Here is a 25,534-nt window from a genome sequence, read left to right as displayed (position 1 = left end):
TTACTTACGGCCTTTACGCTGCTTCTTAGGCTTGTCGCCTTTAGGCTCTACAGCGTTAGCTGCTGGCATACCACCTAGGATTTCACCTTTGAAGATCCAAGTTTTAATGCCGATCACACCGTATTGAGTGTGAGCCGAAGAAGTTGCGTAATCAATGTCAGCACGTAGAGTGTGTAGAGGCACACGGCCTTCACGGTACCACTCTGAACGTGCGATTTCAGCGCCGCCTAGACGACCGCTTACTTCCACTTTGATACCTTTAGCGCCTAGGCGCATTGCGTTTTGTACTGCGCGCTTCATAGCACGACGGAACATAACACGACGCTCTAGCTGAGACGCGATGCTGTCACCAACAAGTTGCGCATCTAGTTCAGGCTTACGTACTTCAGCGATGTTAATTTGCGCTGGTACACCTGCAATTTTAGCTACAGCTGCGCGTAGCTTCTCAACGTCTTCACCTTTCTTACCGATAACAACGCCTGGACGAGCAGTGTGAATAGTCACACGGATGCTCTTAGCAGGACGCTCGATAACGATACGTGATAGAGACGCTTTTTTCAGTTCACTTGTAAGGAACTGACGTACCTTGAAGTCGCCGTCTAGGTTGTCAGCGAAATCTTTGGTGTTAGCAAACCATGTAGCATTCCAAGGCTTAACGATGCCTAGACGAATACCATTTGGATGTACTTTTTGACCCATTGCTTACTCTCCTAGTCTCTAGCGATCTGCTACAACAACAGTGATGTGGCTTGAACGCTTCAAGATACGATCCGCACGACCTTTAGCACGAGGCATAATACGCTTCATGGTTGGGCCTTCATCTACAAAGATTTTTGCGACATTCAGATCGTCAATATCTGCACCTTCGTTGTGCTCCGCGTTAGCGATAGCAGACTCTAGAACTTTCTTAACTAGTGCAGCAGCTTTTTTGTTGCTGAACGTTAGGATTTCTAGAGCTTGGTCAACAGATTTACCACGGATTAGATCCGCAACTAAGCGAGCTTTCTGAGGCGAAATGCGAGCAAAGTTATGTTTAGCAATTGCTTCCATTATCTACTCCTTAGCGCTTCTTAGCTTTCTTATCCGCAGCGTGACCGCGGTAAGTACGTGTTGGTGCGAATTCACCCAGTTTGTGACCGATCATTTCATCAGTTACAAATACTGGTACGTGCTGACGACCATTATGGACAGCGATGGTCAAACCGATCATCGTAGGGATGATCATTGAACGACGGGACCAAGTCTTAATAGGCTTTTTGTCTCCGCTTTCCACCGCTTTCTCTACCTTCTTCAGCAAGTGTAGGTCAATAAAAGGACCTTTCTTGAGAGAACGTGGCATGGCGATTCCTCTTTATATAGATTACTTGTTACGACGACGTACGATGTACTTGTCAGTGCGTTTGTTCTTACGAGTCTTGAAGCCTTTAGTAGGCATACCCCAAGGAGATACTGGGTGACGACCACCAGAAGTACGGCCTTCACCACCACCATGTGGGTGGTCAATCGGGTTCATTACAACACCACGAACCGTTGGACGGATACCGCGATGACGTGATGCACCTGCTTTACCAAGTTCACGTAGCATGTGCTCAGAGTTACCAACTTCACCGATTGTTGCACGGCCTTCAGAAAGAACTTTGCGCATCTCGCCAGAACGTAGACGGATAGTTACGTACGCACCGTCGCGAGCAACGATTTGAGCGTAAGCACCAGCCGAACGAGCTAGCTGACCACCTTTACCAGGCTTAAGTTCAACGTTATGTACTGTTGAACCTACTGGGATATTACGCATTGGTAGAGTGTTACCAGCTTTGATTGGTGCATCAACACCAGACTGAATAACATCACCAGCTACAACACCTTTAGGTGCTAGGATGTAGCGACGCTCACCGTCTTTGTAAAGAACTAGAGCAATGTTTGCGCTACGGTTTGGATCGTATTCAAGACGCTCAACTGTCGCTGGAATACCATCTTTAGTACGTTTGAAGTCAACTACACGGTAGTGATGCTTGTGACCACCGCCGATGTGACGTACTGTGATACGACCCTTGTTGTTACGACCACCGTTCTTAGAGTTTTTCTCTAGAAGAGGTGCGTATGGCTTGCCCTTGTGTAGGTCAGCGTTAACAACTTTAACAACGTGACGACGACCAGGGGAAGTCGGCTTACATTTAACAATAGCCATTTTTAACTACTCCTGTTATTCCGCGCCGCCAACGAAGTCAAGATCTTGACCTTCTTTCAAAGTAACGTACGCTTTCTTAACGTCGCTGCGGCGACCTTGGCGTAGACCTTGACGTTTGGTCTTACCCTTAGTGATAAGAGTATTTACAGACTTAACTTCAACTTCAAATAGCTTTTCTACAGCTGCTTTGATCTCTTTTTTAGTCGCATCTTTAGCTACTTTGAAAACGATAGTGTTCGCTTTCTCAGCTGCCATAGTTGCTTTTTCAGAGATGTGCGGTGCACGTAGAACTTTTAGGATACGCTCTTCAGTGATCATGCTAGCATTTCCTCTACTTGCTTAACTGCTTCTGCAGTCATTACAACTTTGTCAAACGCGATTAGAGATACTGGATCGATACCAGCAACATCACGTGCGTCAACTTTGTATAGGTTACGAGCAGCTAGGAATAGATTCTCATCTACTTCGCTAGTCACGATTAGAGCGTCAGTTAGCTCAAGCTCTTTAAGCTTAGCAACTAGCTCTTTAGTCTTTGGTGCTTCAACTGAGAAGTTATCAACAACGATTAGACGCTCTTGACGAACAAGCTCAGAAAGAATGCTCTTCATAGCACCACGGTACATTTTTTTGTTTACTTTTTGGCTGTGATCTTGTGGTTTCGCAGCAAAAGTAACACCACCTGTACGCCAGATTGGGCTACGGATTGTACCAGCACGCGCACGGCCAGTACCTTTTTGACGCCATGGCTTAGCGCCACCGCCAGAAACTTCTGAACGTGTTTTTTGAGCACGAGTACCTTGACGAGCACCTGCTGCGTACGCAACAACTACTTGGTGTACAAGAGCTTCGTTAAACTCACGTCCGAAAGTAGTTTCGGAAACAGTTAGTGCATCGGCACCTTTAACCATTAGTTCCATTACTTACTCCTGAGACGTTATGCTTTAACAGCTGGTTTAACGATCACGTTGCCGCCAGTTGCGCCTGGGACTGCACCTTTAATAAGAAGCAGGTTGCGCTCAGCGTCAACACGTACGATCTCTAGGTTTTGAGTCGTTACACGCTCAGCACCCATGTGACCTGCCATTTTCTTGCCTTTAAATACGCGACCTGGAGTCTGACATTGACCGATAGAACCAGGAGCACGGTGAGACAATGAGTTACCGTGAGTCATATCTTGAGTACGGAAGTTCCAACGCTTAACAGCGCCTTGGAAACCTTTACCCTTAGATGTACCAGTAACGTCTACTTTCTTAGTTTCGTTGAATAGTTCAACAGTTAGTTCTGAACCAACTTCGAACTCTTCGCCGTTTTCTAAACGGAATTCCCAAAGACCGCGACCAGCTTCAACGCCAGCTTTAGCAAAGTGACCTGCTTCAGCTTTGTTTACACGGTTAGCTTTCTTAGAACCAGCTGTAACCTGGATTGCTGCGTAGCCGTCAGTTTCAAGAGTTTTCACTTGAGAAACACGGTTAGCTTCAACCTCAACAACTGTTACTGGGATAGAAACGCCTTCTTCAGTAAATACGCGGGTCATGCCCACTTTACGACCGATTAGACCAATCATACTTCTAATCTCCCTTAACCTAGGCTAATTTGAACGTCAACGCCCGCAGCAAGGTCTAGACGCATTAGAGCATCAACAGTCTTGTCTGTTGGCTCAACGATGTCGATTAGACGCTTGTGAGTACGGATTTCGTACTGGTCACGTGCTTTCTTGTTAACGTGTGGAGAGATAAGAACTGTGAAACGCTCTTTACGAGTTGGCAGTGGGATTGGACCACGAACCTGTGCGCCAGTGCGCTTAGCTGTTTCAACGATTTCCGCTGTAGAAGCATCGATTAGTTTGTAATCGAAAGCTTTTAGGCGGATACGGATACGTTGGTTCTGCATGAGACAGAGCTCCAAATTTAATAAATTACACAAACAATATCGCCACTCAAACTCGTCAAGACGAGAGAATGCCGATTGATTTATGTGAAACCGTAGCATCCAAGATTAGGACGCATTGTCAGTTAATTTTCGATTAACTATCCCTATATGCCAAAGTCACCTTTGAGGATAGTTTTTCCGAAGAAAAGATAGCTAATTGTATTAACCGCGAACATAAGCTGAGTATACATTACCTCGCAAATCCTTAGATTTGCTCGCTCCTCACTGCTCATTGGTTCACAACTGGCTTAACCAGTGCGCTGCATTATACAGATCACACTTTAGGTTGCAAGCGCTGAGTGAAAAATAATCGGGAATATTCCAAACCCCATACATCCCTCTTCGCTTGGTAGCCATTAAACAAAAAGGACGCCGAAGCGTCCTTTTCTAAACTGTAATCGTAATAGCGGCTGCTATTATTTCTTACCGCTCGATAGTGCACCGAAACGCTTGTTGAAGCGATCAACACGGCCGCCTGTATCAACGATACGTTGCTTACCAGTGTAGAATGGGTGACACTTGTCACATACGTCTAGGTGGATAGACTCTTTACCTAGAGTAGAGTTGAACTCAAAAGAGTTGCCGCAAGAACAAGTCGCTTTTACTGCTTTGTATTCTGGGTGGATACCAGCTTTCATGGGATAACCTCAATAGTAGGCCGTGTCGCTATACGAATCTAAGCCGCACACCACACGCAATTAATAATAAAATGGGATACCGCATCAACTAATTGCCGAAGCCATATCTCAAGGCGCGATATAGTAAAGAATCACATTGCTCGGATCAACACATTTGGCAACTTTTTCGCCACTTTTTTAGCCAGACTAATCATAGAAGCACGATTCACTCTGAATCATATAGCTTTACTCGAATTTCCATACCGATTTTAATAGACTCTCATTTCCTTTCCCTCTTTTTAATAGCTAAGAATTTATGCGTCCAACCATTGCTAGAGTGGCATTACCCGTTCCGCTCGACAAACAATTTGATTACGCCATTCCGGGGCACCTGTTTCCGATCATTGGTGGACGCGTTTCCGTGCCTTTTGGACGCCAAACCTTAGTCGGCATCGTCACCGCAATGGTGAACCACTCGGACTTTCCCAAAGATCAACTCAAGCCAATCAAAGCAGTTCTTGATTCTCAGCCGGTATGGTCTGAAAAGCTTTATTCGTTGCTGACTTGGTGCAGCCAATTCTACCAGTACCCACTTGGAGATACGCTACACAATGCGATGCCGGCAGCTCTGCGTAAAGGAAAGCCTGCAGATTTTGCGACGACGCTACAAGAGTGGCAAATTACCGAATCCGGTAAAAACAAGCTGATGCAAGGGCTTGATCGTCGAGCGGTCAAACAACAGAAGGTCTTGCAAATGTTGGTTAACGGCGCTTTGCCTCACCAGGAGTTTGTCGACCAAGAGATAGCCTCAACTGTACTAAAGTCTTTAGAAGAGAAAGGCTGGATTGAACGTATCGAGAAGAAGCCTGTAATCACCAAATGGGGGCAGCACGTTGAATGCGACGTCGAGAAGCCAAAGCTCAACCACGAACAAGCACTGGCTATTGCGAGTGTAAATAGCCAAACAGGTTTTGCCTGCTATTTATTAGAAGGCGTCACGGGCTCAGGTAAGACAGAAGTTTACTTAAACCTAATCAAGCCGGTCTTAGAGAAAGGTAAACAAGCCTTGGTTTTAGTACCAGAGATTGGCTTAACACCACAAACCATCAACCGCTTTAAACGCCGTTTTAATGTGCCAGTTGACGTCATCCACTCCGGGTTAAACGAGACGGAGCGTCTGAATGCGTGGCTTTCTGCACGCGACAAAGCGGCCGGAATCATTATCGGCACACGCTCTGCCCTACTCGCGCCTTTTGCTGATCTCGGGATTATCATTGTGGACGAGGAACATGACACCTCTTACAAACAGCAAGATAGCTTGCGTTATCATGCTCGCGATGTTGCTGTAATGCGCGCTCATAAAGAACAAGTTCCGATTGTTCTGGGCTCAGCCACACCTGCACTGGAGACATTACACAATGCCTTGTCAGGCAAGTATCACCATTTAACACTAACCCAACGAGCTGGCTCTGCCGTACCAACCACCAATAAAGTGTTAGATGTAAAAGGTCAGTATTTAGAAAGTGGCTTATCTGCCCAACTGATTGCCGAAATGCGCAAGCATTTAAAAGCGGGCAATCAAGTAATGTTGTTTCTTAACCGTCGAGGCTTTTCGCCCGCTTTGATGTGCCATGAATGCGGTTGGATTGCAGAATGTAAACGCTGTGATGCGTACTATACGTTCCACTATTACAGCAACGAAATACGCTGCCATCACTGCGGCTCACAACAACCGGTGATTCATCAGTGTCAGGGGTGTGGTTCAACTCAATTGGTTACCGTCGGCGTAGGAACGGAACAACTCGAACAACAATTGGCTCAGTTATTTCCAGAATACAACGCCATTCGCATCGACAGAGACAGCACACGTCGCAAAGGTAGTTTGGAAGATGCCCTTGAATCGATTCGTAAAGGTGAACATCAAATTCTGATTGGCACCCAAATGCTGGCTAAGGGGCACCATTTTCCAAATGTAACGCTCGTTGCTCTTTTGGATGTTGATGGCTCTCTCTATAGTAGTGACTTCCGCGCTTCCGAGCGACTAGCGCAGTTGTTTATTCAGGTCGCAGGTCGTGCCGGCCGCGCAAGTAAACCTGGCGAGGTTATCCTACAAACCCACCATCCTGAGCACAGCTTGCTGCAGGCCCTGCTTCAAAAAGACTATCGCCACTTTGCTATGACTGCTCTGGAAGAACGCAAATTGGCTCAGCTTCCGCCTTATAGTTTCTTGACTCTGTTTAAAGCAGAGGCGAACCAAAGTGAGGTAGTTGAAGACTTCCTGCGTCAGGTTCGCTTTACGTTAGAGTCACACCCTCTGTTCGATGATTCCTGCATGGTGTTAGGCCCTACTCCTTCACCTTTGGCCAAGCGGGCTGGTAAATACCGTTGGCAACTATTACTGCAAACTCAGCATCGTTCATTGATGCAAAAGTTATTAACCAGTGCCAAACCTGCTATTGAGTTGTTGCCAAATGCTAAGAAAGTACGCTGGAATTTAGACATAGAACCACAAGATCTCAGCTAGCAAACGTTTAACTATGTAATGAATTACCATTTAATGTGACCAAAATCACACCAAGATTACAATTTTTGTTAAACAGACCGTAACTTTCACTTTAGAAATGAATAGACTATCCAAATTAGAACAGTCTAAAGTGACTTGTTTGCACAGGCTTAGATTAAAACAATGACTATTCCCACAAATTGATATCGCGGTGAAGAATCCATTTTCCCACTCGTTAACACGAACTGAGCGAAGAGCAAATACAGCTCTAACTCGGTTTGATTACTCTGATTTCAAACCGGAATAACGTCATCTTGGCAAAAAATAAATGAGAGGTTAAAAACTATGGCGACAATGAAGGATGTTGCCCAGCTTGCGGGAGTGTCTACGGCTACGGTATCTCGAGCCTTAATGAATCCAGAGAAAGTCTCTTCTTCTACAAGAAAGAGAGTAGAAGATGCCGTACTTGAAGCGGGTTATTCTCCAAACTCATTAGCGCGTAACTTACGTAGAAACGAATCAAAAACCATTGTTACTATCGTTCCCGACATCTGTGATCCTTATTTTTCTGAAATTATTCGCGGTATTGAAGATGCAGCCATGGAACATGGCTATCTAGTCCTGCTGGGCGATAGCGGACAACAGAAGAAACGCGAAAGCTCTTTCGTTAACCTCGTATTTACTAAGCAGGCAGATGGAATGCTACTGCTTGGTACAGATCTACCATTCGATGTCAGTAAGCCAGAGCAAAAGAACTTACCTCCGATGGTAATGGCGTGTGAATTTGCGCCTGAACTCGAGCTTCCGACAGTACATATTGATAACCTGACCTCTGCATTTGAAGCGGTGAATTACCTGACCCAATTAGGTCATAAACGCATTGCTCAAATCTCTGGACCAGATACAGCAATATTGTGTCAGTTCCGCCAGCAAGGCTACCAACAAGCCCTGCGCCGTGCCGGCATCAATAAAGATCCACAATATAGTGTCATTACTGAGTTCTCTTTTGATGGCGGAGCAAAAGCCGTTCGTAAACTGCTCGAATTGCCAGAACCACCAACGGCTATTTTCTGTCACTGTGACACAATGGCCATCGGCGCAATTCAAGAAGCGAAAAAGCTTGGCTTACGAGTACCGCAAGATCTCTCTGTTGTGGGCTTTGATGACATTAACTTCGCTCAGTACTGCGATCCACCGTTGACCACCATCTCTCAACCTCGCTATGAGATTGGTCGACAAGCGATGCTAATGATGCTCGAGATGTTAAAAGGCCACGACGTGCATTCAGGCTCGCGTCTGCTTGAAACTAATCTCGTCATTCGTGGAAGTGCAGCGCCACCACAGCGCCCTTAACCTAAAGATTAGGTATTCATCCCCAAAGCGGTGCTAAGGCGCCGCTTTTTTATTTACCCCTCCTGCTTTTTGTGTATCCCTGAATAAATGTAAGTGAGAACGGAAACACACTCCTACACTCGGGCGTTGTCGCGCTTTAGCTATCAAGATTCTATCAATAGGGTGTTTTCTCAACTCGTTCTGGATTAACATATTTGCAAGAATCCTTGATGACCAGAAATAACCGTGGCAAATAGAGATTATGTAAGACGGGGGCGAGGCGCCCCAAAAAAGTCGACAAAAAAACAGCCGCCGAGAAGAAAAAAACCTTGGCGCAGTGGCCTGCTCGCTATCTTGCTCGTGGGCGGTTTTGGCTATGGTCTTTACCTTTTGAGTAGCGACCCAGAACCTAAACAACCAGTCGTGAAGCAGCCAACAACCACTGTCAGCAAACCAAAGCCGAAAAAAGACTTGCCGCCACCACCAGAAGAAAAATGGGAATATGTTGAGTCACTACCGAAACGTGAAGTTGAAGTTGTGGCTAAAGAAATTGAAGTTTCTAAAATTCCTTACATCATGCAGTGTGGCGCGTACAAAACTCAGGCACAAGCGGAAGAGCGCAAGCTTGCAATCGCGTTCCAAGGGATGTCGAGCAAGATTCGTAAGAAAGAAGGCAGTTCATGGTATCGTGTGGTGCTAGGTCCGTATAAGTTCAAACGTGATGCAGAACGTGACCGTCATAAACTGCAACGCGCGAAAATCGAGCCGTGCGCGATTTGGAAAGAAAATCTTTAAACTCAGGCCCTAGGAGCTAAGATCCTAGGGCCTTTCTTTTTGCCCCCTTGAATCCCCATTTCTCCTCCCCCATATACTGAATTAAATCCAAAGAGAAATAATCAAGAGGTCGACTGTGACTACCATTGTATCTGTACGTCGAAATAATAAAGTCGTCATCGCGGGTGATGGCCAAGTATCTCTAGGCAATACCGTAATGAAAGGTAATGCGCGCAAAGTTCGCCGCCTATACAACAACCAAGTACTAGCGGGCTTTGCCGGCGGTACTGCGGATGCCTTCACCCTTTTTGAGCGCTTCGAAAGCAAACTGCAAATGCACCAAGGTCACCTAACCAAAGCGGCAGTTGAGCTAGCTAAAGACTGGCGTAGCGATCGTGCTTTGCGCAAGCTCGAAGCATTACTTGCCGTTGCCGACGAAACCGCATCGTTAATCATTACCGGTAATGGTGATGTCGTACAGCCAGAACACGACCTGATTGCGATTGGCTCTGGTGGTGCTTACGCACAAGCTGCCGCAACCGCCCTACTAGAAAACACAGATCTAGATGCTCGTGAGATCGCGGAAAAAGCTCTCAATATCGCGGGTGATATTTGTGTCTTCACTAACCATCACCACACGGTAGAAGAGCTAGACTCAACAATAGAGCCTGAAAAACCAACCGCGTAATCGTAACGAAGTAAGGAAAGAATATGTCTGAAATGACGCCTCGCGAAATCGTTCATGAATTGAACCGCCACATTATCGGTCAAGAAAAAGCCAAACGTTCGGTTGCGATTGCACTTCGTAACCGCTGGCGCCGCATGCAGCTTGAAGAAAGCTTGCGTGCCGAAGTGACGCCAAAAAACATCTTGATGATTGGCCCTACTGGTGTTGGTAAGACTGAAATCGCACGACGCCTCGCAAAACTGGCAAATGCCCCTTTCATCAAAGTTGAAGCGACAAAATTCACCGAAGTGGGTTACGTTGGTAAAGAAGTTGAAACCATCATCCGTGACCTAACCGATGTCGCTGTGAAAATGACGCATCAACAAGCGATGGAAAAAGTGAAATTCCGCGCAGAAGAACAAGCGGAAGAACGCATTCTTGATGCGCTACTGCCACCAGCACGTGATAGCTGGGGTCAAGCAGATCAAACGGAAGAGTCTTCTCACACTCGCCAGATCTTCCGTAAGAAACTGCGTGAAGGCCAACTAGACGATAAAGAAATTGAAATCGACGTAGCCGCACCGCAGATGGGCGTAGAGATCATGGCGCCTCCTGGTATGGAAGAGATGACTAACCAGCTGCAAGGCATGTTCCAAAACCTCGCTGGCGACACTAAGAAAAAACGTAAGCTGAAAATCAAAGACGCAATGAAAGCGTTAGCGGAAGAAGAAGCGGCGAAACTGGTTAACCAAGAAGAGCTGAAAGAAGCAGCGATTTTCAACGTTGAAAACAACGGCATCGTATTTATCGATGAGATCGACAAGATCTGTAAACGCGGCGAGAGCTCAGGCCCAGACGTTTCACGCGAAGGTGTTCAGCGCGACCTACTTCCATTGATTGAAGGCAGCACGGTATCAACCAAGCACGGCATGGTAAAAACAGACCACATTCTGTTTGTTGCATCTGGTGCATTCCAAGTGGCAAAACCATCTGACTTGATCCCAGAATTGCAAGGCCGTCTACCAATTCGTGTTGAGCTAGAAGCACTAAGCAGCAACGACTTCAAACGCATTCTGACAGAACCAAAAGCCTCTCTAACAGAGCAGTACGTTGCGTTGATGAAAACGGAAGATGTGGACATCGAATTCACAGAAGACGGCATCACGCAAATCGCGGAAGCGGCATGGACGGTCAACGAAAGCACCGAAAACATCGGTGCTCGTCGCTTACACACCGTAATGGAACGCTTGATGGATGAAATCTCTTACGACGCAGCGGAGCAATCTGGCGCTAAATTCGTTATTGATTCCGCTTACGTGAAAGCGCGCCTAGGCGACACAATTGAAGATGAAGATCTAAGCCGCTTTATTCTTTAAACGCAATCTATTTTACCAAAGCCCAGAACCTTGTTTCTGGGCTTTTTGTTTAGAATGGCGGTGACTTAGACAACATCTAAATCAAAGGATCTCGTCATTCTAGCGAGCTCAAGCGAGACTAAGAATCTAGTAACAGCAGACGCCTATTCTTTCTCTCTCACCGTAACACTTCACAATCGGATGATAGATTCTGAATCACACTCGTTCCTCGCTGTTCAGAATGACGGTGACTTAGACAACATCTAGATCAAAAGCTCTCGTCATTCTAGCGAGCTTAAGCGAGACTAAGAATCTGCTAACAGCAGACGCCTATTCTTTCCAACTCACCTTAACCACGGCACTATTGGGACGATAGATTCTGAATCACCTCGTTCCTCGTTGCTCAGAATGACGGTGACTTTGACAACATCTAAATCAAAAGACCTGGTCATTCTAGCGAGCTCAAGCGAGACTAAGAATCTGGTAACAACAGACGCCTATTTTTCCTCGCTCACCTTAATCACCGCACAATCGGATGATCGATTCTGAATCACCTCGTTCCTGGCTGTTCAGAATGACTTTGACAACACCTAAATCAAAAGATCTCGTCATTCTAGCGAGCTCAAGCGAGACTAAGAATCTGCTAACAGCAGACGCCTTTCTTTCCCACTCACCTTCACCACTGCACAACCGGATGATAGATTCTGAATCACCCTTTGACTTCTAGTTGAGTTGTTTTAGGTCAATAGCGTATCTGCCTCTTTGTGCTTATACTGGGCACATTGGTTACTAGCACGAAATTTCCATGAAACAATCTCTACAGATCTGGCTTGAAGCCGCTCGTCCAAAAACATTACCTCTGGCTTTGGTCTCTATCTTAACAGGTAGCGTGCTCGCCTACTCGGCGGGTCATTTCTCACTGACGATTGCCATCATGGCTTTCGTAACCGCGACATTGCTGCAAATTCTGTCCAACCTGGCAAACGACTATGGCGATGCCGTTCAAGGTACAGATAACGACAAACGCCTCGGCCCATTACGAGCGATGCAGTCAGGCGCGGTAAGTGCTAAACAGATGAAACAAGCGATTATCTTTAACATCGTTCTGACCGCTATTTCAGGCTTGGTGTTAGTTTTCTATTCACTAAGTTCACTGGAAAGCATTGTTACTTTTATCGGGCTGGGAATTTTGGCCATTCTCGCAGCCATTGCTTATACCATGGGTAGCAAACCATACGGTTACGTGGGGCTTGGCGATATATCAGTGTTCTTGTTTTTTGGTTTACTCGGCGTATCAGGTACCTACTTCTTGCATACCGGTCACGTAGACACCACGCTATTCTTACCTGCTTTAGGCTGCGGTTTACTCGCTGTTGCAGTACTCAACATCAACAATATGCGTGATATAGAGAACGACCGAGAGTGTGGTAAACGCACGGTGGCGGTACGCTTAGGTCAACGTAAAGCCAAGCAGTACCACTTTATCTTACTTGGCGGAGCTATCCTTGCCTTTGCGGCTTACTTGTTAATTCAAGACAAACCCGTTTGGATTAGCTTGCCATTTTTACTTAGTATTTATTTCGTGGCCGATCATGGTAAAGCAGTTTGGCATACACAAAAGCCCGCTCAGATAGCACCAATGATGCCAGTCATCGTGAAATGCTCTCTAGTCACCAACGTTTTGTTTGCAACAATTGTGGTAGCTCAAACTCTAGTAAGTTAAAAAAGGATTGTCATTGCATTGACTTAATGCCTAGATATACTCAAAGACAACCAATTTCTGTTTAGAAAGGTACGCTATGGAATACAATACCTCAGCACTCTGTGATATCTACCTCGATCAGGTAGATGTGGTTGAACCAATGTTCAGTAACTTTGGCGGTCGCGCTTCATTTGCCGGGCAAATCACCACCATCAAGTGTTTTGAAGATAATTCGTTGATCCGCGAGACATTAGAGCAAGATGGACTTGGTCGCGTTTTGTTAATTGACGGTGGCGGTTCCCTACGTAAAGCCCTTATCGATGCAGAAATCGCAACCATTGCGGAAGAAAACGAGTGGGAAGGCATTGTCGTTTACGGCTGTGTTCGTGAAGTAGATGAACTTGAAGATATGAACTTAGGCATTCAAGCCCTCGCCTCTATTCCTGTTGGAGCGACCAGCCAGGGTATTGGCGAATTGGATATACCAGTCAACTTTGGCGGCGTTAGCTTCCTTCCAGAAGATTACATTTACGCTGATAGCACCGGAATTATCCTGTCGCCAGAACCATTGAATATTGATTTAGAGTTGGATGAAGAAGCATAACGAGTCTTAGGCGCCTAAGTTATAGGGTCTTCTCTTGGCTCTTAGCTCTTAGCTCTTAGCTCTTAGCGCCTAGCCTTGTCTTAACATTTTCTACTTCCCTAAAACACAAACACCCGCTTAACGCGGGTGTTTTTAATTTGGAATGAAGAAGCCGAATTATTCCACTTCGTCCATTTTGCCAAGTAGTGCACGAATGCGCTCTTGCCATTGTGCGTGCTCTTGCTGTGCTTGTTGTGCTTTTTGCTCTAGCTCTTCACGTTGAGAGCGAAGCTCGTTCGCTTCTTCCGCAAGTTTAGCTTTATCTTCTTTCAGCTCTTCGACTTCCATCTGAAGAAGAGTGATTGTGTCAACTGCAGTTTGAATTTTAGATTCTAGTTGTTCTAGTACTTCAAAAGACATCTTGGCCTACCTATGTTATTCCGTTGGGACGATGTGCGAGATTGATGCACACCTAACCTATATAAGGTTCATTCTACTCAGCGTCGCGATGAGAAACACTCACTATATTCGATATTTTGCATCATTCGGTCAAAAAATCAGCGCAATCTCACTAAACGCTGACTTTTCTTGTCGCCGAAGCATTTTTGAGCAAGGATTTTGCGTCCCGCTACGCTGAAAATCGCCCTAAGTATTGATCAAATTCAAGTTAGATAAAGTAAAAGCCTCGCAAAAAGGCAAACGTTTACTCGACCTTGTGATAGAATCGCCGCGCAAATTCTTCTTCCCTCTTGCTTACTTGGAGACATCATGAAACGCGATTTAGCAATGGCATTTTCCCGTGTGACTGAAGGTGCAGCTCTGGCTGGTTACAAATGGCTTGGCCGTGGCGATAAAAACGCAGCCGATGGCGCAGCTGTTGAAGTTATGCGCACGCTACTGAACAAAACAGATATCAGTGGTGAAATTGTCATTGGTGAGGGTGAAATCGATGATGCGCCAATGCTGTACATTGGTGAGCAAGTGGGTATTGGTGGTGATGAAGTAGATATTGCAGTCGACCCGATTGAAGGAACGCGTATGACGGCAATGGGACAATCGAACGCACTAGCCGTACTTGCCGCAGGTGAGAAAGGCAGCTTTCTTAAAGCGCCAGATATGTACATGGAAAAACTGGTTGTTGGCCCTGGTGCAAAAGGCGTAATTGACTTAGAAAAGCCGTTAAAAGAAAACCTAGAGAACGTAGCAAAAGCCCTGAACAAGCCACTTGATACCCTAGTCGTTATTACCCTTGCGAAACCTCGCCACGATGACGTTATTGCAGAAATGCAAGCAATGGGCGTACGTGTTTTTGCGGTGCCTGATGGTGACGTCGCTGCCTCTATTCTAACTTGTATGCCAGACAGTGAAGTGGACATGATGTACTGTATTGGCGGTGCGCCAGAAGGGGTTGTATCAGCAGCGGTAATTCGAGCGCTAGACGGTGACATGCACGGTCGCTTACTTCCTCGTCACGAAGTAAAAGGCGATAGTGAAGAAAACCACATTTACGGCGCAGATGAACTAAAACGCTGCGATGAAATGGGCGTAAAAGCGAATGTTGTCCTTAAAATGGAAGACATGGCTCGTAGCGACAATGTGGTATTTTCAGCTACAGGCATCACTAAAGGTGACTTGCTGGAAGGTATCTCTCGTCAAGGCAATATAGCGACCACAGAAACGCTGCTCGTGCGCGGTCGATGCCGAACTATTCGCCGCATCAAATCGACTCATTACTTAGATCGTAAAGATCCAGAAGTACGCGATATTATTCTTTAAGCATTTCTCGAGGCTCTCGCTCAGTCTGAGTTTGAGCCTTTCTTTCCGCGTAATCGGACAATAGATTCTGAATCACCTCGTTTCTCACTGTTCAGAGTGTATATATTGGTTCGCATAAACATAGCACCTACAATCCACACTCAAATTAAGTCAACACTTTTCTTTACTAACCCTATCGAGCATAATATCTACTGACGTATAAATGGTGTGTATATGAAGACCGTAGATAGGATATTGCAAATCGTTAAGCGTGATGGTTCCGTCACTGCAAAACAACTCTCCTCTGAGCTAGGTATGACAACCATGGGGGCTCGTCAGCACCTGCAAAGTTTAGAAGATGATGGCATTCTTTCTATCCATGACGTAAAAGTAAAAGTTGGTCGCCCTGCTCGTCATTGGTCTCTCACTCAAAAAGGTCATGAGCAATTTGCTGACCGTCACGGAGAGTTGACCATTCAGTTTATAGAAGCTGTCGAACATATCTTTGGCAAAGATGGACTGGAAAAAGTCACATCAGAAAGGGAAAAACTCACGTTACAAAGTTATCGTCAGCATCTTGAGCAATGCGACTCTCTGCAAAGCAAACTAGAAACACTCGTCACGTTAAGAGAGCAAGAAGGCTATATGGCAGAGCTCGAGAAAGATGAGAACGGATTCATCTTGATCGAAAATCACTGTCCGATTTGTAAAGCCGCAACTCGCTGCCCAAGCTTGTGCCAGTCAGAATTAAGTGTCTTTCAGTCTTTACTTGGACGTGACACCAAAGTAGAGCGTACCGAACACATCATTAGCGGCCAAAGACGCTGCGTTTACCGCATCCAACAACTGCAGTAACCACCACAGCCAAACATCGACATGCCGCACTTATTCAATCTCAGGCTTGAAAGCTTCTCTTATAAGTGAGACGGCTGAAGAATTCATCCTCTCTCCTCTTTCTAGTGGTATAGGCTTTTAGTAACTAAAGGCAATTTCCATAAGGATTTGGAGAGCATCGATGTCTACTCTACGTCATACCTCATCCCAAACTCTTCCTCCATTCGATGAGATGGTTCGAATGGCAGAGCGAGATCCCGAAGCTTTTGAGCAATTTCGTCATGAGATGGCGAAAGAGATGATCGAGAACGCATCAGAAAATATGAAAGAAAGATTGTGGGCTCAACAAAGCCACATTGATAGAGTCATCAGCACGTGTAAAAACCCTCATCACACCAATGTGGTATTGATGAACGAGTTGCAAAAACAGGTCGTGAAGTTCAAAGCAGCACTAGAAGGGGAACCGGCACCGACTCAAAACGCGGATGTGATTAGCTTAAATACGTTTAAAGATAGGGATGATTTTTACTAAAAGGCAGGAATAAGACTCTAGAACCCTAGAGTCTTATTCCAAAACATAGAGCTATACTTATTCCGGCTCAGGGCCATATTGGTTTGGTCCTGATGTCCCCTTTAAGAAACCACATTCAATTAGAATCCATAAACCACAAATTAGAGAAATGGAAGCGACGAACATCTGTGGGGTCGACGGCTCTTGCGCGGCAGGGCTAGTCATTGGAGTGGCAATTCGTCCTATAATCAACGGAATATTCAGTGCTAGCCAATAGATCGATTTGTTGCGGTCATGCCAACGCTTGGTGGTGATCGCCAAATCAGGGATCAACAGGACCACCAAGAAAATAGGAAGAAGCACATAAGAGAGAGTAGGAAGCAGTTGGCTGATACCGGCACCAAAGCCTAGAATGGACACATAGTAAATTACGTTCCAAATCCAGTAGGTTTTACGGTCTATACGTCCTTGAAAAGAAAACAGTAACTCTTTAGTCGACATCAAATTTACCCCAAAGTAGAAAGGTTATAGATTAGCCGAGTCGATATAGTTTGGAAAGGACACCGATAACTTGGGTGCCCACAACGTCCTTATAACAAGCAGAGCCAGGCTGAGAATTCGTAACAATAACCCCTCGTTATTCTCGGGCAATTCAGCGCAACCTAGTTCACTACCTTTTGGAAGCTATCTATATCCATGTCTCGGATATTGACCGTTAAACTGTGTACGTGACTGGCTTGCTCTTGAAGTGTCGCCATCAAGGCTCGTGACAGTTCTCGCTTTTGTTCTTGGGAGCGGCCAGATAACAAATCAAAGTTGATATGGATAAAGTCGAGGCTATCTCCCTCCTCCCCTATTAACCAATTGTGGCACCGGAGCGTTCTAGATTTCACAGACGCGAGTTCAAAAAGGCCACTATCTAACGCAGCTTTATGTAAGTCTTCCAGCAAACCTTGTACATTGACTCGTTCTTCCACCGAGTTTGAATACTCTAAAACGAGATTTGGCATTTTGATTCCTTTCTACAACAATTAATTCCAGCGCGTAGTAATACCAATCTCAGCAGCAATTTCCGAGGAATGAACTATCATTCTGTCTACGCGATCACCAATCGGTTGCTTTTGACAAAAATAACAGGATCGATGCTTGGTCGAATCAACAAAGAAAGCCGGACAAGACATGACGCCAATCATGATCTGTTCACATTATTCTGTTATATTCCTACGTAGATTTTTTACATTAATTGACTATTTACATTAAAGATAAGGGAGATATTCCTATGCGTCGTCCTGTAGTGATGGGTAACTGGAAACTAAACGGCAGCAAAGCAATGGTAACTGAGCTGCTAACTGGTCTTAACGCTGAACTTGAAGGCGTTGAAGGTGTTGACGTAGCAGTCGCTCCACCAGCACTTTACATCGACCTAGCAGAGCGCGTAATCGCTGAAGGCGGTAACAAGATCATCCTAGGTGCTCAAAACACTGACCTAAACAACAGCGGTGCGTTCACTGGCGATATGTCTCCAGAAATGCTGAAAGATTTCGGTGCTACTCACATCATCATCGGTCACTCAGAGCGTCGTGAATACCACAACGAATCTGACGAGTTCATCGCTAAGAAATTCAACTTCCTAAAAGAAAACGGCCTAACACCTGTTTTCTGTATCGGTGAATCTGAAGCGCAAAATGAAGCTGGCGAAACTGAAGCTGTATGTGCACGTCAAATCAACGCAGTTATCGACACTTACGGTGTTGAAGCTCTAAACGGCGCAATCATCGCTTACGAACCAATCTGGGCTATCGGTACTGGTAAAGCAGCAACAGCTGAAGATGCACAACGCATCCACGCTTCTATCCGCGCACTAATCGCAGCGAAAGACGAAGCAGTTGCAGCACAAGTAATCATCCAATACGGCGGTTCTGTTAAGCCAGAAAACGCTGAAGCTTACTTCTCACAACCAGACATCGACGGCGCTCTCGTTGGCGGCGCTTCTCTAGACGCTAAGAGCTTCGCAGCAATCGCTAAAGCAGCGGCTAAAGCAAAAGCGTAATCTCGTTTTTACTGAGAGTAAAAATAACAAAGGGATGCATCATGCATCCCTTTTTGTTTGCTTACGATCTAATGAGTTTTGTCACTCCAAGGAGCTCAACGACATCAGGAATCTACTAACCGCATGTGTCAAACCCAAAGCTAAGTAACGAAAAACACCTTACATCAAAACAAAGAACCTAATCGCACTTCCAGTTATTCCCACTCAATTCCATCCAACCAGCGAACTCTATTCACTTACCCTGCACACTGGATTTATAGTTACTGATACTTGCTCAAGGAGGAGCAATCGACATGACAACACCAATATCAGACATCGCCAATGTGATTCACCATGGTGGGAAACATACGGTCACTGGCTCTTGTCATGAATTGAAACTGCCACACGGTAGCATCTTGATCGATTGCGGACTCTTCCAAGGCAAAGACATCCATTTTGGCAACCCAGGGCATCATTGGATATTGAGTTTCCGGTTAAACACATCAAAGCATTAGTCCTGACTCATGCTCATATCGACCATATTGGGCGCCTACCTTGGTTACTGGCTGCTGGATTTAAAGGTCCCATCTACTGCACCAAAGCAACAGCCGAACTGGTACCACTCATGTTAGAAGATGGATTAAAGCTGCAATTGGGTTTGAACTACCATCAGCGTCAACAAGTCCTCAATGTCATAAAAAAACAGCTAAAACCTCATGACTATCAACAATGGCTGCCACTTGGCAAACAATGTTACCTGCGCTTTCAACCAGCAGGGCACATTCTTGGTTCCGCTTACGTGGAATTCAAACTCCCAAATCATGAAATCATCGTGTTTTCCGGCGATATAGGTCCGTCTAATACCCCGCTCTTACCCGATCCAAAGCCACCAAAGCGTGCCGACTATTTGTTCATCGAGTCCACATACGGCAACAAAGAGCATGAAGACGCAGCCACTCGAACTGAGCGCTTGAACGCCATTATCGATCACGCACTGCGAGACGGTGGTGTAATTCTGATCCCAGCTTTCAGCGTAGGACGTACGCAGGAGCTGTTATTCGATATTGAGCAACTGATTCACCAACGCAACTTGTCGTCTTCTTTGCCAATCATCCTAGACTCACCGCTTGCGAAAGGAGTCACGAAGACCTACCGCCGTTTCAAAAAACTGTGGGGAAAAGAAGCAAAGCAAAAGCTCAACAATCATCGTCATCCCCTCGCTTTTGAACAATGCATTACCGTGGAAAACCATCGAGAACATCAAGCATTAGTAAATCGACTAGCCTCTACCGATGAGCCTGCGATTGTCGTCGCGGCATCCGGTATGTGCGAAGGTGGAAGAATCGTCAATTACTTAAAAGTACTCTTACCGGATGAACGAAATGATGTGTTGTTTGCGGGTTATCAGGCGCCAGGAACCTTAGGTCGAGAAATCCAATCAGGCAGCCACACGGTGGATATCGATAACCAACCGATCGAAGCCAACGCACAGATCCATACCATCTCTGGATATTCCGCACACGCAGACCAAAGCGATTTATTAAAGTTTGTTATTGGTATTCCAGTACAACCAAAAGCCGTGCATTTGATACATGGAGAGAAAGAAGCAAAAAAAGAGTTAGGAGAGGCGTTGGAAGCAGAGGGAATTGAGGTAGTTTATTAAACTAATATCAGCAGACATTAGAACCATACAACCTAGTTCTTACTTATTGTTAATGAGTTAAAACAGCATAAGAATTTGAATATCAACGTGCTTTAACTAAGCTTTGTACGTCAGAAAGCCATGTTAAAGCACGTTTGTAACGAGACGGAACAACTATGCAGGCTCAGCAACCTTTACGGTTGGGGTTTTAGCAAGCTCAGCACTAGACGCTTTTTTGTATAGGTTCTCGTAGCAGTAGTTAGTCGCCTCGATGTAACCTTCTACACTACCGCAGTCAAAACGCTGACCTTTGAATTTGTAAGCAATAACACAACCAGATTGAGCTTGCTGCATCAATGCGTCAGTAATTTGGATTTCTCCACCTTTGCCTGGCTCCGTATTTTCGATAAGATCAAAAATATCTGGCGTTAAGATATAGCGACCAATAATTGCTAAGTTACTTGGTGCAGTGCCTGGTTCTGGCTTTTCTACCATGTGGTCAATTCGGAAGATGTCATCTTTGATCATCTCTCCAGCAATCACACCATACTTATGCGTTTCTGATGCCGGAACTTCTTGTACCGCAACGATAGAGCAACGGAACTGCTTGTACAGCTCGACCATTTGCGCTAATACGCCCTGCTCTTCATTCACACAGAGGTCGTCTGCTAATACAACAGCAAATGGCTCATCACCCACCAACTCACGACCGGTCAAGACAGCATGACCAAGACCTTTCATCTCACGTTGACGGATGTATGTATAACTCGCTGAATCAATCAAAGAACGGATGTCGTCCAACAGTGCTTCTTTGCTTGTTCCTGAAATTTGATGTTCCAACTCATAGTTTTTATCGAAGTGGTCCATCAAAGAGTGTTTACCACGACCAGTGACAATACACATGCCATCCATGCCCGCTTCAATGGCTTCTTCAACACCATATTCAATCAATGGCTTGTTAACTACCGGCATCATTTCTTTCGGCATGGATTTTGTTGCAGGTAGGAAACGAGTACCGTAACCCGCTGCAGGGAAAAGACATTTTTTAATCATTTTAAATTCACCAACTGTAAAAAAGGCCCTCATGCATGAGAGCCATATATTATCGTTATACTAAAAATTTAATCACTACCAAACAAGTCACGCGTGTAAACTTTATCCGCAACGTCAGCTAACTCTTCCACCATGCGGTTGGAAACAATCACATCTGCACTTTGCTTGAATTCACTCAGATCTTTAATCACTCGAGAGTTGAAGAAATCTTCTTCTTTGAGTACAGGTTCATAAACTACGACCTCAACACCTTTCGCCTTGATTCGCTTCATGATGCCCTGAATAGAAGAAGCACGGAAGTTATCAGATCCAGCCTTCATAATGAGGCGGTAGATACCAACCACTTTTGGTTCACGCTTGAGGATTGACTCCGCCACAAAGTCTTTACGGGTGCGGTTTGCATCCACAATCGCGCCGATGATGTTGTTTGGTACATCTTGGTAATTGGCTAAAAGCTGTTTAGTGTCTTTTGGTAAGCAGTAACCACCGTAACCAAATGATGGATTGTTGTAATGATTACCAATGCGAGGATCTAAACCAACACCTTCAATGATCTGACGAGCGTCCAAGCCATGAGCTTCTGCGTAAGAATCTAGCTCATTAAAGTATGCCACACGCATTGCAAGGTAGGTATTTGAAAACAGTTTAACTGCCTCAGCTTCTGTAGAGTCAGTAAATAGAACTTGAATATCTTGTTTTACTGCACCTTCCACCAGCAAGCTAGCAAATACTTCCGCACGTTCACTGCGTTCACCCACAATGATACGGGATGGTTGAAGGTTATCGTAAAGCGCTTTGCCTTCTCGCAAGAACTCTGGGGAGAAGATGACATTCTCACACCCCAATACTTCCTTAATTCGAGCAGTGTAACCAACAGGAACAGTAGACTTAATCACCATTACTGCATCGGGGTTGATAGACATAACATCTTTAATCACCGCTTCAACGGAAGAAGTATTAAAGTAGTTGGTTTGCGGGTCATAATCTGTGGGAGTTGCGATAACAACGTAATCTGCGTTCTGGTAAGCTTTCTGCTTATCCGTTGTTGCAACAAAATTTAGCTCTTTGTGCGCCAAAAAGTGTTCAATCTCGGTATCAACAATCGGCGACTTACGTCGGTTCAGTAAATCAACCTTCTCAGAAATGATATCTAAAGCGACCACCTCGTGATTCTGGGCTAACAGCATAGCGTTAGAAAGCCCAACATAGCCGGTCCCAGCAACTGCGATTTTCATGGATTAATCCTTCATTTATTTTTGGATGAGGATACCAAAAATCAAAAAAATGAGCTAGCGAGGATCGTTAGCTCAAAGCCTCTGTATCAAAAAGGGCAAGAACAAACTAGAAAGTTCAATCTTTGCGAAACTCATTCGCACCAAAACAAAACCAGGCTATTTAGAGAAGACAACTGTCATTCAATTACTCACAAGCTGTATGGAATCCAAATAGTCAATCTCAGATTGGTTATGGTTCCAAACTAAGTCGCCAATACCATCTGTAGGATTAAAGCCTGTTGGAGCACTCAACAGTAATGTACGAATACTTTCGTGATCCATGCTATGGCAGGCAAAATCAAGTTCATTCAACAATAGGTCGTATTCTTCCAGAGGTAAATGTGCCTCATGAGCCGTCATGATTCGCTCGTGAGCAGTTTGTTTGACATTGTCTCCGATGAGCAATTCTTCATAAAGTTTCTCACCAGGTCGAAGTCCTGTGAATTGAATCTCAATATCACCATGTGGATTGCTCTCAGATTTTACCTCAAGGCCCGATAACTGAATAAGATTACTTGCTAAGTCTGTAATTTTTACTGATTCACCCATGTCCAAGACAAACACATCCCCACCTTTTCCCATTGCACCCGCCTGTATGACGAGTTGTGCTGCTTCTGGAATTGTCATGAAGAAACGAGTGATATCTGGGTGAGTGACGGTAACGGGACCACCTGATGCAATTTGCTTTTTAAATACGGGAATAACTGAGCCTGAAGATCCTAAGACATTGCCAAATCGTACCATACAAAATCGAGTGCCATTTGGTTTTGTATTTTCTTGTTCAGCAAGAGCTTGCAAACCTAATTCTGCCATTCGTTTAGTTGTGCCCATTACGTTAGTAGGGCGAACAGCTTTATCAGTAGAGATTAATACAAACGATTCAACACCGGCTTTAATCGCCGCACACGCGGTATAATAAGTCCCATAAATATTGTTGCGAACACCTTCTATTACATTGAACTCAACCAACGGAACGTGCTTATATGCAGCGGCGTGATATACCGTTTGGACTTTAAAAGAAGACATTGTCGTTTCTAGACGATGTTGACGCTGAACAGAACCCAACAAAGGAATAATGTCGCAAGTTAGCCCTTTTTCAACCTTAAGTTGATTTAGTTCACGATCAATCTGATATAGGCAAAATTCAGACAATTCAAATAAAATAATAGACTTAGGAGACTGTTCTACTATCTGGCGACACAATTCAGAGCCAATAGAACCACCAGCACCAGTGACCATAACCACTTTGTCTTTGATGTTAGCTTCCAGCAACACTTGCTGTGGAGCTACTGGGTCACGACCCAGCAAGTCCTCAATCGCGACATCCTTAAGTTCATCAATCTTGGCTTTGCCGGAAACAATATCTGTCATATCTGGGACCGTGAGGACTTCAACAGGTAACTTAGCTAATTCATCAAGAATTACTTTACGACGAGAACGTTTAGCGCTAGGTACAGCTAGTAAGACTTGAGAAACGTCATATTTATTGATGAGAGGCATCGCATCTTCAATAGCAATAACAGGCAACCCTAAGATCATCGTATTACAAAGAGTTGAGTCACCATCAATAAATGCTCTTACGCGATAGTCACCACTACTTCTTAATGCCATCGCCAACTGTCGACCGCCAGATCCTGCACCGTAAATAAGAACCTCTTTACTCTGCGTTGAATAACTCTGGGCAATCAAAGATCGGACAATAACGCGAGGACCACCACAAAAAAGAGCAAGAAATGCACCATAGATGATAGGAACCGTTCTTGGAAACGGATCACTCATGTAGAAACTAAGTGCTGCGACAATTGTTGCTGAAACCACAGCTCCAGCAGTCACTACAAACAAAGCCTGAAAGGTTAAGTATCGAAGAACCGCTCTATATAGACCCAATCGCGCAAAAACGGCGATTGTAACTATCGTCACCCCAATTTGAATCCCCCAAACTGCAGGAGAGCCAAAGTAGTAACTGTTTCCAGAACGGACTAAAATAGCCAAATGAAAAGCGGTGAAAATCAATAAAATATCAATTATAACACTGACAATTCTTTTGTTTGTCCGCGAAAGCTGCCATATAAATTGTAGACGTTGCATAAAAATTCTTGTGTAGTTATATTGTTAGTGACATATCATAGCTTAATATCGTTTCCAAAACTCTTTCTGAAAGAGCTTAGAAGGAAGCCTTTAGTCCATCCCCCTACCATAAAGCTAAAAGTGCGAGTCCTAGACTCGACTACTTTATAGCATCACCAGACCCACTACCTGTTGCTGTCATCATGATGTACTTAAAGTAATCTCTCAGCGTCAACGTATCTATCATTCGCCTGTCTGTTTCAGCCAACAACTCAGGTGTCGACATATCGATATTTTGAACTTGAGCTAGACCAGTAATACCCGGAAGAACTGAGTAAATCCCAAGAGAGTCTCTCGCAGCTATAAGCTCCGTTTGATTAAACAAGTTTGGTCTAGGGCCCACCAAACTCATCTCTCCCCTAAGCACATTAATGAGCTGTGGTAATTCGTCTAATTTTGTTTTACGAAGCACGTGCCCGAGTTTTGTGATAGAAGATGTACTTGCAAGGTGGCTAGCAACTGACTGCGTTTCCACAGACATGGTACGGAACTTAATCAGCTTAAAGGGTTTCTGGTTTTTTCCAACTCGAGTTTGTACAAAAATAGGAGACCCAGTGTCGAAGTAACCAATAATGGTAACAACAACCAATACTGGCCATAACAGCAGCAGCCCGGCAAGAGACGCTAAAAAATCACTTATTCGAATTAAAATACGGGACATA

27 protein-coding genes and 1 pseudogene are annotated in these 25,534 nt (G+C 44.9%); 12 read left to right on the top strand and 16 right to left on the bottom strand.

The window, feature by feature from the left end; all coding sequences use genetic code 11:
* The 9 genes from rpsC to rpmE form a co-directional block, all read right to left on the bottom strand.
* On the bottom strand, positions 1 to 699 hold the full coding sequence (gene rpsC / locus R7044_RS07415) for a 30S ribosomal protein S3 (protein WP_005383161.1): 699 nt from the start codon (positions 697 to 699) through the stop codon (positions 1 to 3).
* Between the two features lie 18 nt (positions 700 to 717).
* Complete coding sequence (rplV, locus tag R7044_RS07410) at positions 718 to 1,050, bottom strand: 50S ribosomal protein L22 (RefSeq protein WP_005383164.1); 333 nt, start codon at positions 1,048 to 1,050, stop codon at positions 718 to 720.
* 10 nt (positions 1,051 to 1,060) lie between these two features.
* Complete coding sequence (gene rpsS / locus R7044_RS07405) at positions 1,061 to 1,339, bottom strand: 30S ribosomal protein S19 (protein ID WP_004394525.1); 279 nt, start codon at positions 1,337 to 1,339, stop codon at positions 1,061 to 1,063.
* Positions 1,340 to 1,360: 21 nt separating this feature from the next.
* Positions 1,361 to 2,185 carry a 50S ribosomal protein L2 gene (gene rplB, locus R7044_RS07400; protein WP_005383168.1) on the bottom strand — a complete coding sequence of 275 codons (825 nt, stop codon included), beginning with the start codon at positions 2,183 to 2,185 and terminating at the stop codon, positions 1,361 to 1,363.
* A gap of 15 nt (positions 2,186 to 2,200) precedes the next feature.
* On the bottom strand, positions 2,201 to 2,503 hold the full coding sequence (gene rplW / locus R7044_RS07395) for a 50S ribosomal protein L23 (protein ID WP_004398471.1): 303 nt from the start codon (positions 2,501 to 2,503) through the stop codon (positions 2,201 to 2,203).
* The gene (gene rplD, locus R7044_RS07390) at positions 2,500 to 3,102 is read right to left on the bottom strand and encodes a 50S ribosomal protein L4 (protein WP_005379556.1); all 603 of its coding nucleotides are present in this window, start codon (positions 3,100 to 3,102) and stop codon (positions 2,500 to 2,502) included. The genes rplW and rplD overlap by 4 nt, the downstream gene beginning before the upstream one ends.
* Positions 3,103 to 3,119: 17 nt before the next feature.
* The gene (rplC, locus tag R7044_RS07385; RefSeq protein WP_005379555.1) at positions 3,120 to 3,749 is read right to left on the bottom strand and encodes a 50S ribosomal protein L3; all 630 of its coding nucleotides are present in this window, start codon (positions 3,747 to 3,749) and stop codon (positions 3,120 to 3,122) included.
* Between the two features lie 14 nt (positions 3,750 to 3,763).
* Positions 3,764 to 4,075 carry a 30S ribosomal protein S10 gene (gene rpsJ, locus R7044_RS07380; protein ID WP_004410492.1) on the bottom strand — a complete coding sequence of 104 codons (312 nt, stop codon included), beginning with the start codon at positions 4,073 to 4,075 and terminating at the stop codon, positions 3,764 to 3,766.
* 455 nt (positions 4,076 to 4,530) lie between these two features.
* Positions 4,531 to 4,752: a 50S ribosomal protein L31 gene (gene rpmE / locus R7044_RS07375; protein WP_005379546.1), complete on the bottom strand. Its 222-nt coding sequence runs from the start codon at positions 4,750 to 4,752 to the stop codon at positions 4,531 to 4,533.
* Positions 4,753 to 5,047: 295 nt separating this feature from the next.
* On the opposite strand from rpmE, the gene priA reads away from it, so the two are divergent.
* The 7 genes from priA to rraA all read left to right on the top strand — a co-directional run bounded on the left by priA (position 5,048) and on the right by rraA (position 13,668).
* On the top strand, positions 5,048 to 7,255 hold the full coding sequence (gene priA / locus R7044_RS07370) for a primosomal protein N' (protein ID WP_033906001.1): 2,208 nt from the start codon (positions 5,048 to 5,050) through the stop codon (positions 7,253 to 7,255).
* Positions 7,256 to 7,558: 303 nt separating this feature from the next.
* Positions 7,559 to 8,587, top strand: a complete 1,029-nt coding sequence (cytR, locus tag R7044_RS07365) for a DNA-binding transcriptional regulator CytR (protein WP_254901949.1) — start codon at positions 7,559 to 7,561, stop codon at positions 8,585 to 8,587.
* Positions 8,588 to 8,812: 225 nt separating this feature from the next.
* Entirely contained in the window at positions 8,813 to 9,361 is a 549-nt protein-coding gene (gene ftsN / locus R7044_RS07360) for a cell division protein FtsN (RefSeq protein WP_017820300.1), read from the top strand.
* A gap of 115 nt (positions 9,362 to 9,476) precedes the next feature.
* Positions 9,477 to 10,028 carry an ATP-dependent protease subunit HslV gene (hslV, locus tag R7044_RS07355; RefSeq protein ID WP_033905999.1) on the top strand — a complete coding sequence of 184 codons (552 nt, stop codon included), beginning with the start codon at positions 9,477 to 9,479 and terminating at the stop codon, positions 10,026 to 10,028.
* 23 nt (positions 10,029 to 10,051) lie between these two features.
* Entirely contained in the window at positions 10,052 to 11,383 is a 1,332-nt protein-coding gene (gene hslU, locus R7044_RS07350) for an HslU--HslV peptidase ATPase subunit (protein ID WP_033905998.1), read from the top strand.
* 784 nt (positions 11,384 to 12,167) lie between these two features.
* Positions 12,168 to 13,085 carry a 1,4-dihydroxy-2-naphthoate polyprenyltransferase gene (locus tag R7044_RS07345; RefSeq protein WP_005383178.1) on the top strand — a complete coding sequence of 306 codons (918 nt, stop codon included), beginning with the start codon at positions 12,168 to 12,170 and terminating at the stop codon, positions 13,083 to 13,085.
* 76 nt (positions 13,086 to 13,161) lie between these two features.
* Entirely contained in the window at positions 13,162 to 13,668 is a 507-nt protein-coding gene (rraA, locus tag R7044_RS07340) for a ribonuclease E activity regulator RraA (RefSeq protein WP_033905997.1), read from the top strand.
* A 156-nt stretch (positions 13,669 to 13,824) separates the two neighbouring features.
* Here the strand turns inward: rraA and zapB are convergent, their stop codons facing one another.
* On the bottom strand, positions 13,825 to 14,067 hold the full coding sequence (gene zapB, locus R7044_RS07335; protein ID WP_005379536.1) for a cell division protein ZapB: 243 nt from the start codon (positions 14,065 to 14,067) through the stop codon (positions 13,825 to 13,827).
* Between the two features lie 348 nt (positions 14,068 to 14,415).
* Between zapB and glpX the strand changes: the two genes are divergently transcribed.
* The 3 genes from glpX (at position 14,416) to R7044_RS07320 (ending at position 16,768) form a co-directional block, all read left to right on the top strand.
* Positions 14,416 to 15,423: a class II fructose-bisphosphatase gene (gene glpX, locus R7044_RS07330; RefSeq protein WP_225455455.1), complete on the top strand. Its 1,008-nt coding sequence runs from the start codon at positions 14,416 to 14,418 to the stop codon at positions 15,421 to 15,423.
* A 213-nt stretch (positions 15,424 to 15,636) separates the two neighbouring features.
* A complete protein-coding gene (locus R7044_RS07325; RefSeq protein ID WP_005379532.1) occupies positions 15,637 to 16,257 on the top strand; it encodes a helix-turn-helix transcriptional regulator in 621 nt (206 codons plus the stop codon).
* A 160-nt stretch (positions 16,258 to 16,417) separates the two neighbouring features.
* Positions 16,418 to 16,768, top strand: coding sequence for a DUF3135 domain-containing protein (locus R7044_RS07320; protein WP_225455454.1), 351 nt, complete (start codon positions 16,418 to 16,420; stop codon positions 16,766 to 16,768).
* Between the two features lie 57 nt (positions 16,769 to 16,825).
* Here R7044_RS07320 and R7044_RS07315 read toward each other — a convergent pair whose 3' ends face one another.
* Together R7044_RS07315 and R7044_RS07310 are read right to left on the bottom strand one after the other, a co-directional pair.
* Positions 16,826 to 17,248 (bottom strand): DUF805 domain-containing protein, encoded by a 423-nt coding sequence (locus R7044_RS07315; RefSeq protein WP_033905993.1) that lies wholly within the window; start codon positions 17,246 to 17,248, stop codon positions 16,826 to 16,828.
* A 161-nt stretch (positions 17,249 to 17,409) separates the two neighbouring features.
* Complete coding sequence (locus R7044_RS07310) at positions 17,410 to 17,757, bottom strand: 5-carboxymethyl-2-hydroxymuconate Delta-isomerase (RefSeq protein WP_017635986.1); 348 nt, start codon at positions 17,755 to 17,757, stop codon at positions 17,410 to 17,412.
* A 269-nt stretch (positions 17,758 to 18,026) separates the two neighbouring features.
* Between R7044_RS07310 and tpiA the strand changes: the two genes are divergently transcribed.
* Both tpiA and R7044_RS07300 read left to right on the top strand, forming a co-directional pair.
* Positions 18,027 to 18,797: a triose-phosphate isomerase gene (gene tpiA, locus R7044_RS07305; protein WP_005384863.1), complete on the top strand. Its 771-nt coding sequence runs from the start codon at positions 18,027 to 18,029 to the stop codon at positions 18,795 to 18,797.
* 293 nt (positions 18,798 to 19,090) lie between these two features.
* Positions 19,091 to 20,439 (top strand): annotated as a pseudogene (locus R7044_RS07300) (MBL fold metallo-hydrolase RNA specificity domain-containing protein).
* Positions 20,440 to 20,592: 153 nt separating this feature from the next.
* On the opposite strand, the gene galU reads toward R7044_RS07300, so the two are convergent.
* The 4 genes from galU to R7044_RS07280 form a co-directional block, all read right to left on the bottom strand.
* Entirely contained in the window at positions 20,593 to 21,471 is an 879-nt protein-coding gene (gene galU / locus R7044_RS07295) for a UTP--glucose-1-phosphate uridylyltransferase GalU (protein ID WP_225455453.1), read from the bottom strand.
* Between the two features lie 68 nt (positions 21,472 to 21,539).
* The gene (locus R7044_RS07290; protein WP_225455452.1) at positions 21,540 to 22,706 is read right to left on the bottom strand and encodes a nucleotide sugar dehydrogenase; all 1,167 of its coding nucleotides are present in this window, start codon (positions 22,704 to 22,706) and stop codon (positions 21,540 to 21,542) included.
* A 180-nt stretch (positions 22,707 to 22,886) separates the two neighbouring features.
* Entirely contained in the window at positions 22,887 to 24,833 is a 1,947-nt protein-coding gene (locus R7044_RS07285) for a polysaccharide biosynthesis protein (RefSeq protein ID WP_225455451.1), read from the bottom strand.
* Between the two features lie 139 nt (positions 24,834 to 24,972).
* Positions 24,973 to 25,533, bottom strand: coding sequence for a sugar transferase (locus tag R7044_RS07280; RefSeq protein ID WP_225455450.1), 561 nt, complete (start codon positions 25,531 to 25,533; stop codon positions 24,973 to 24,975).
* Position 25,534: the final 1 nt, after the last annotated feature.

Source organism: Vibrio sp. 1402 (assembly GCF_033340275.1).
The sequence above is the reverse complement of the archived record's forward strand: the minus strand, read 5'-3'. Positions and strand labels throughout refer to the sequence as shown.

Excerpts from the sequence above, each read along its gene's own strand:
- rpsC (WP_005383161.1), bottom strand. The coding sequence starts at position 699 with ATGGGTCAAAAAGTACATCCAAATGGTATTCGTCTAGGCATCGTTAAG.
- rplV (WP_005383164.1), bottom strand. The coding sequence starts at position 1,050 with ATGGAAGCAATTGCTAAACATAACTTTGCTCGCATTTCGCCTCAGAAA.
- rpsS (WP_004394525.1), bottom strand. The coding sequence starts at position 1,339 with ATGCCACGTTCTCTCAAGAAAGGTCCTTTTATTGACCTACACTTGCTG.
- rplB (WP_005383168.1), bottom strand. The coding sequence starts at position 2,185 with ATGGCTATTGTTAAATGTAAGCCGACTTCCCCTGGTCGTCGTCACGTT.
- rplW (WP_004398471.1), bottom strand. The coding sequence starts at position 2,503 with ATGATCACTGAAGAGCGTATCCTAAAAGTTCTACGTGCACCGCACATC.
- rplD (WP_005379556.1), bottom strand. The coding sequence starts at position 3,102 with ATGGAACTAATGGTTAAAGGTGCCGATGCACTAACTGTTTCCGAAACT.
- rplC (WP_005379555.1), bottom strand. The coding sequence starts at position 3,749 with ATGATTGGTCTAATCGGTCGTAAAGTGGGCATGACCCGCGTATTTACT.
- rpsJ (WP_004410492.1), bottom strand. The coding sequence starts at position 4,075 with ATGCAGAACCAACGTATCCGTATCCGCCTAAAAGCTTTCGATTACAAA.
- rpmE (WP_005379546.1), bottom strand. The coding sequence starts at position 4,752 with ATGAAAGCTGGTATCCACCCAGAATACAAAGCAGTAAAAGCGACTTGT.
- priA (WP_033906001.1), top strand. The coding sequence starts at position 5,048 with ATGCGTCCAACCATTGCTAGAGTGGCATTACCCGTTCCGCTCGACAAA.
- hslU (WP_033905998.1), top strand. The coding sequence starts at position 10,052 with ATGTCTGAAATGACGCCTCGCGAAATCGTTCATGAATTGAACCGCCAC.
- R7044_RS07345 (WP_005383178.1), top strand. The coding sequence starts at position 12,168 with ATGAAACAATCTCTACAGATCTGGCTTGAAGCCGCTCGTCCAAAAACA.
- rraA (WP_033905997.1), top strand. The coding sequence starts at position 13,162 with ATGGAATACAATACCTCAGCACTCTGTGATATCTACCTCGATCAGGTA.
- zapB (WP_005379536.1), bottom strand. The coding sequence starts at position 14,067 with ATGTCTTTTGAAGTACTAGAACAACTAGAATCTAAAATTCAAACTGCA.
- glpX (WP_225455455.1), top strand. The coding sequence starts at position 14,416 with ATGAAACGCGATTTAGCAATGGCATTTTCCCGTGTGACTGAAGGTGCA.
- R7044_RS07325 (WP_005379532.1), top strand. The coding sequence starts at position 15,637 with ATGAAGACCGTAGATAGGATATTGCAAATCGTTAAGCGTGATGGTTCC.
- R7044_RS07320 (WP_225455454.1), top strand. The coding sequence starts at position 16,418 with ATGTCTACTCTACGTCATACCTCATCCCAAACTCTTCCTCCATTCGAT.
- R7044_RS07315 (WP_033905993.1), bottom strand. The coding sequence starts at position 17,248 with ATGTCGACTAAAGAGTTACTGTTTTCTTTTCAAGGACGTATAGACCGT.
- R7044_RS07310 (WP_017635986.1), bottom strand. The coding sequence starts at position 17,757 with ATGCCAAATCTCGTTTTAGAGTATTCAAACTCGGTGGAAGAACGAGTC.
- tpiA (WP_005384863.1), top strand. The coding sequence starts at position 18,027 with ATGCGTCGTCCTGTAGTGATGGGTAACTGGAAACTAAACGGCAGCAAA.
- galU (WP_225455453.1), bottom strand. The coding sequence starts at position 21,471 with ATGATTAAAAAATGTCTTTTCCCTGCAGCGGGTTACGGTACTCGTTTC.
- R7044_RS07290 (WP_225455452.1), bottom strand. The coding sequence starts at position 22,706 with ATGAAAATCGCAGTTGCTGGGACCGGCTATGTTGGGCTTTCTAACGCT.
- R7044_RS07285 (WP_225455451.1), bottom strand. The coding sequence starts at position 24,833 with ATGCAACGTCTACAATTTATATGGCAGCTTTCGCGGACAAACAAAAGA.
- R7044_RS07280 (WP_225455450.1), bottom strand. The coding sequence starts at position 25,533 with ATGTCCCGTATTTTAATTCGAATAAGTGATTTTTTAGCGTCTCTTGCC.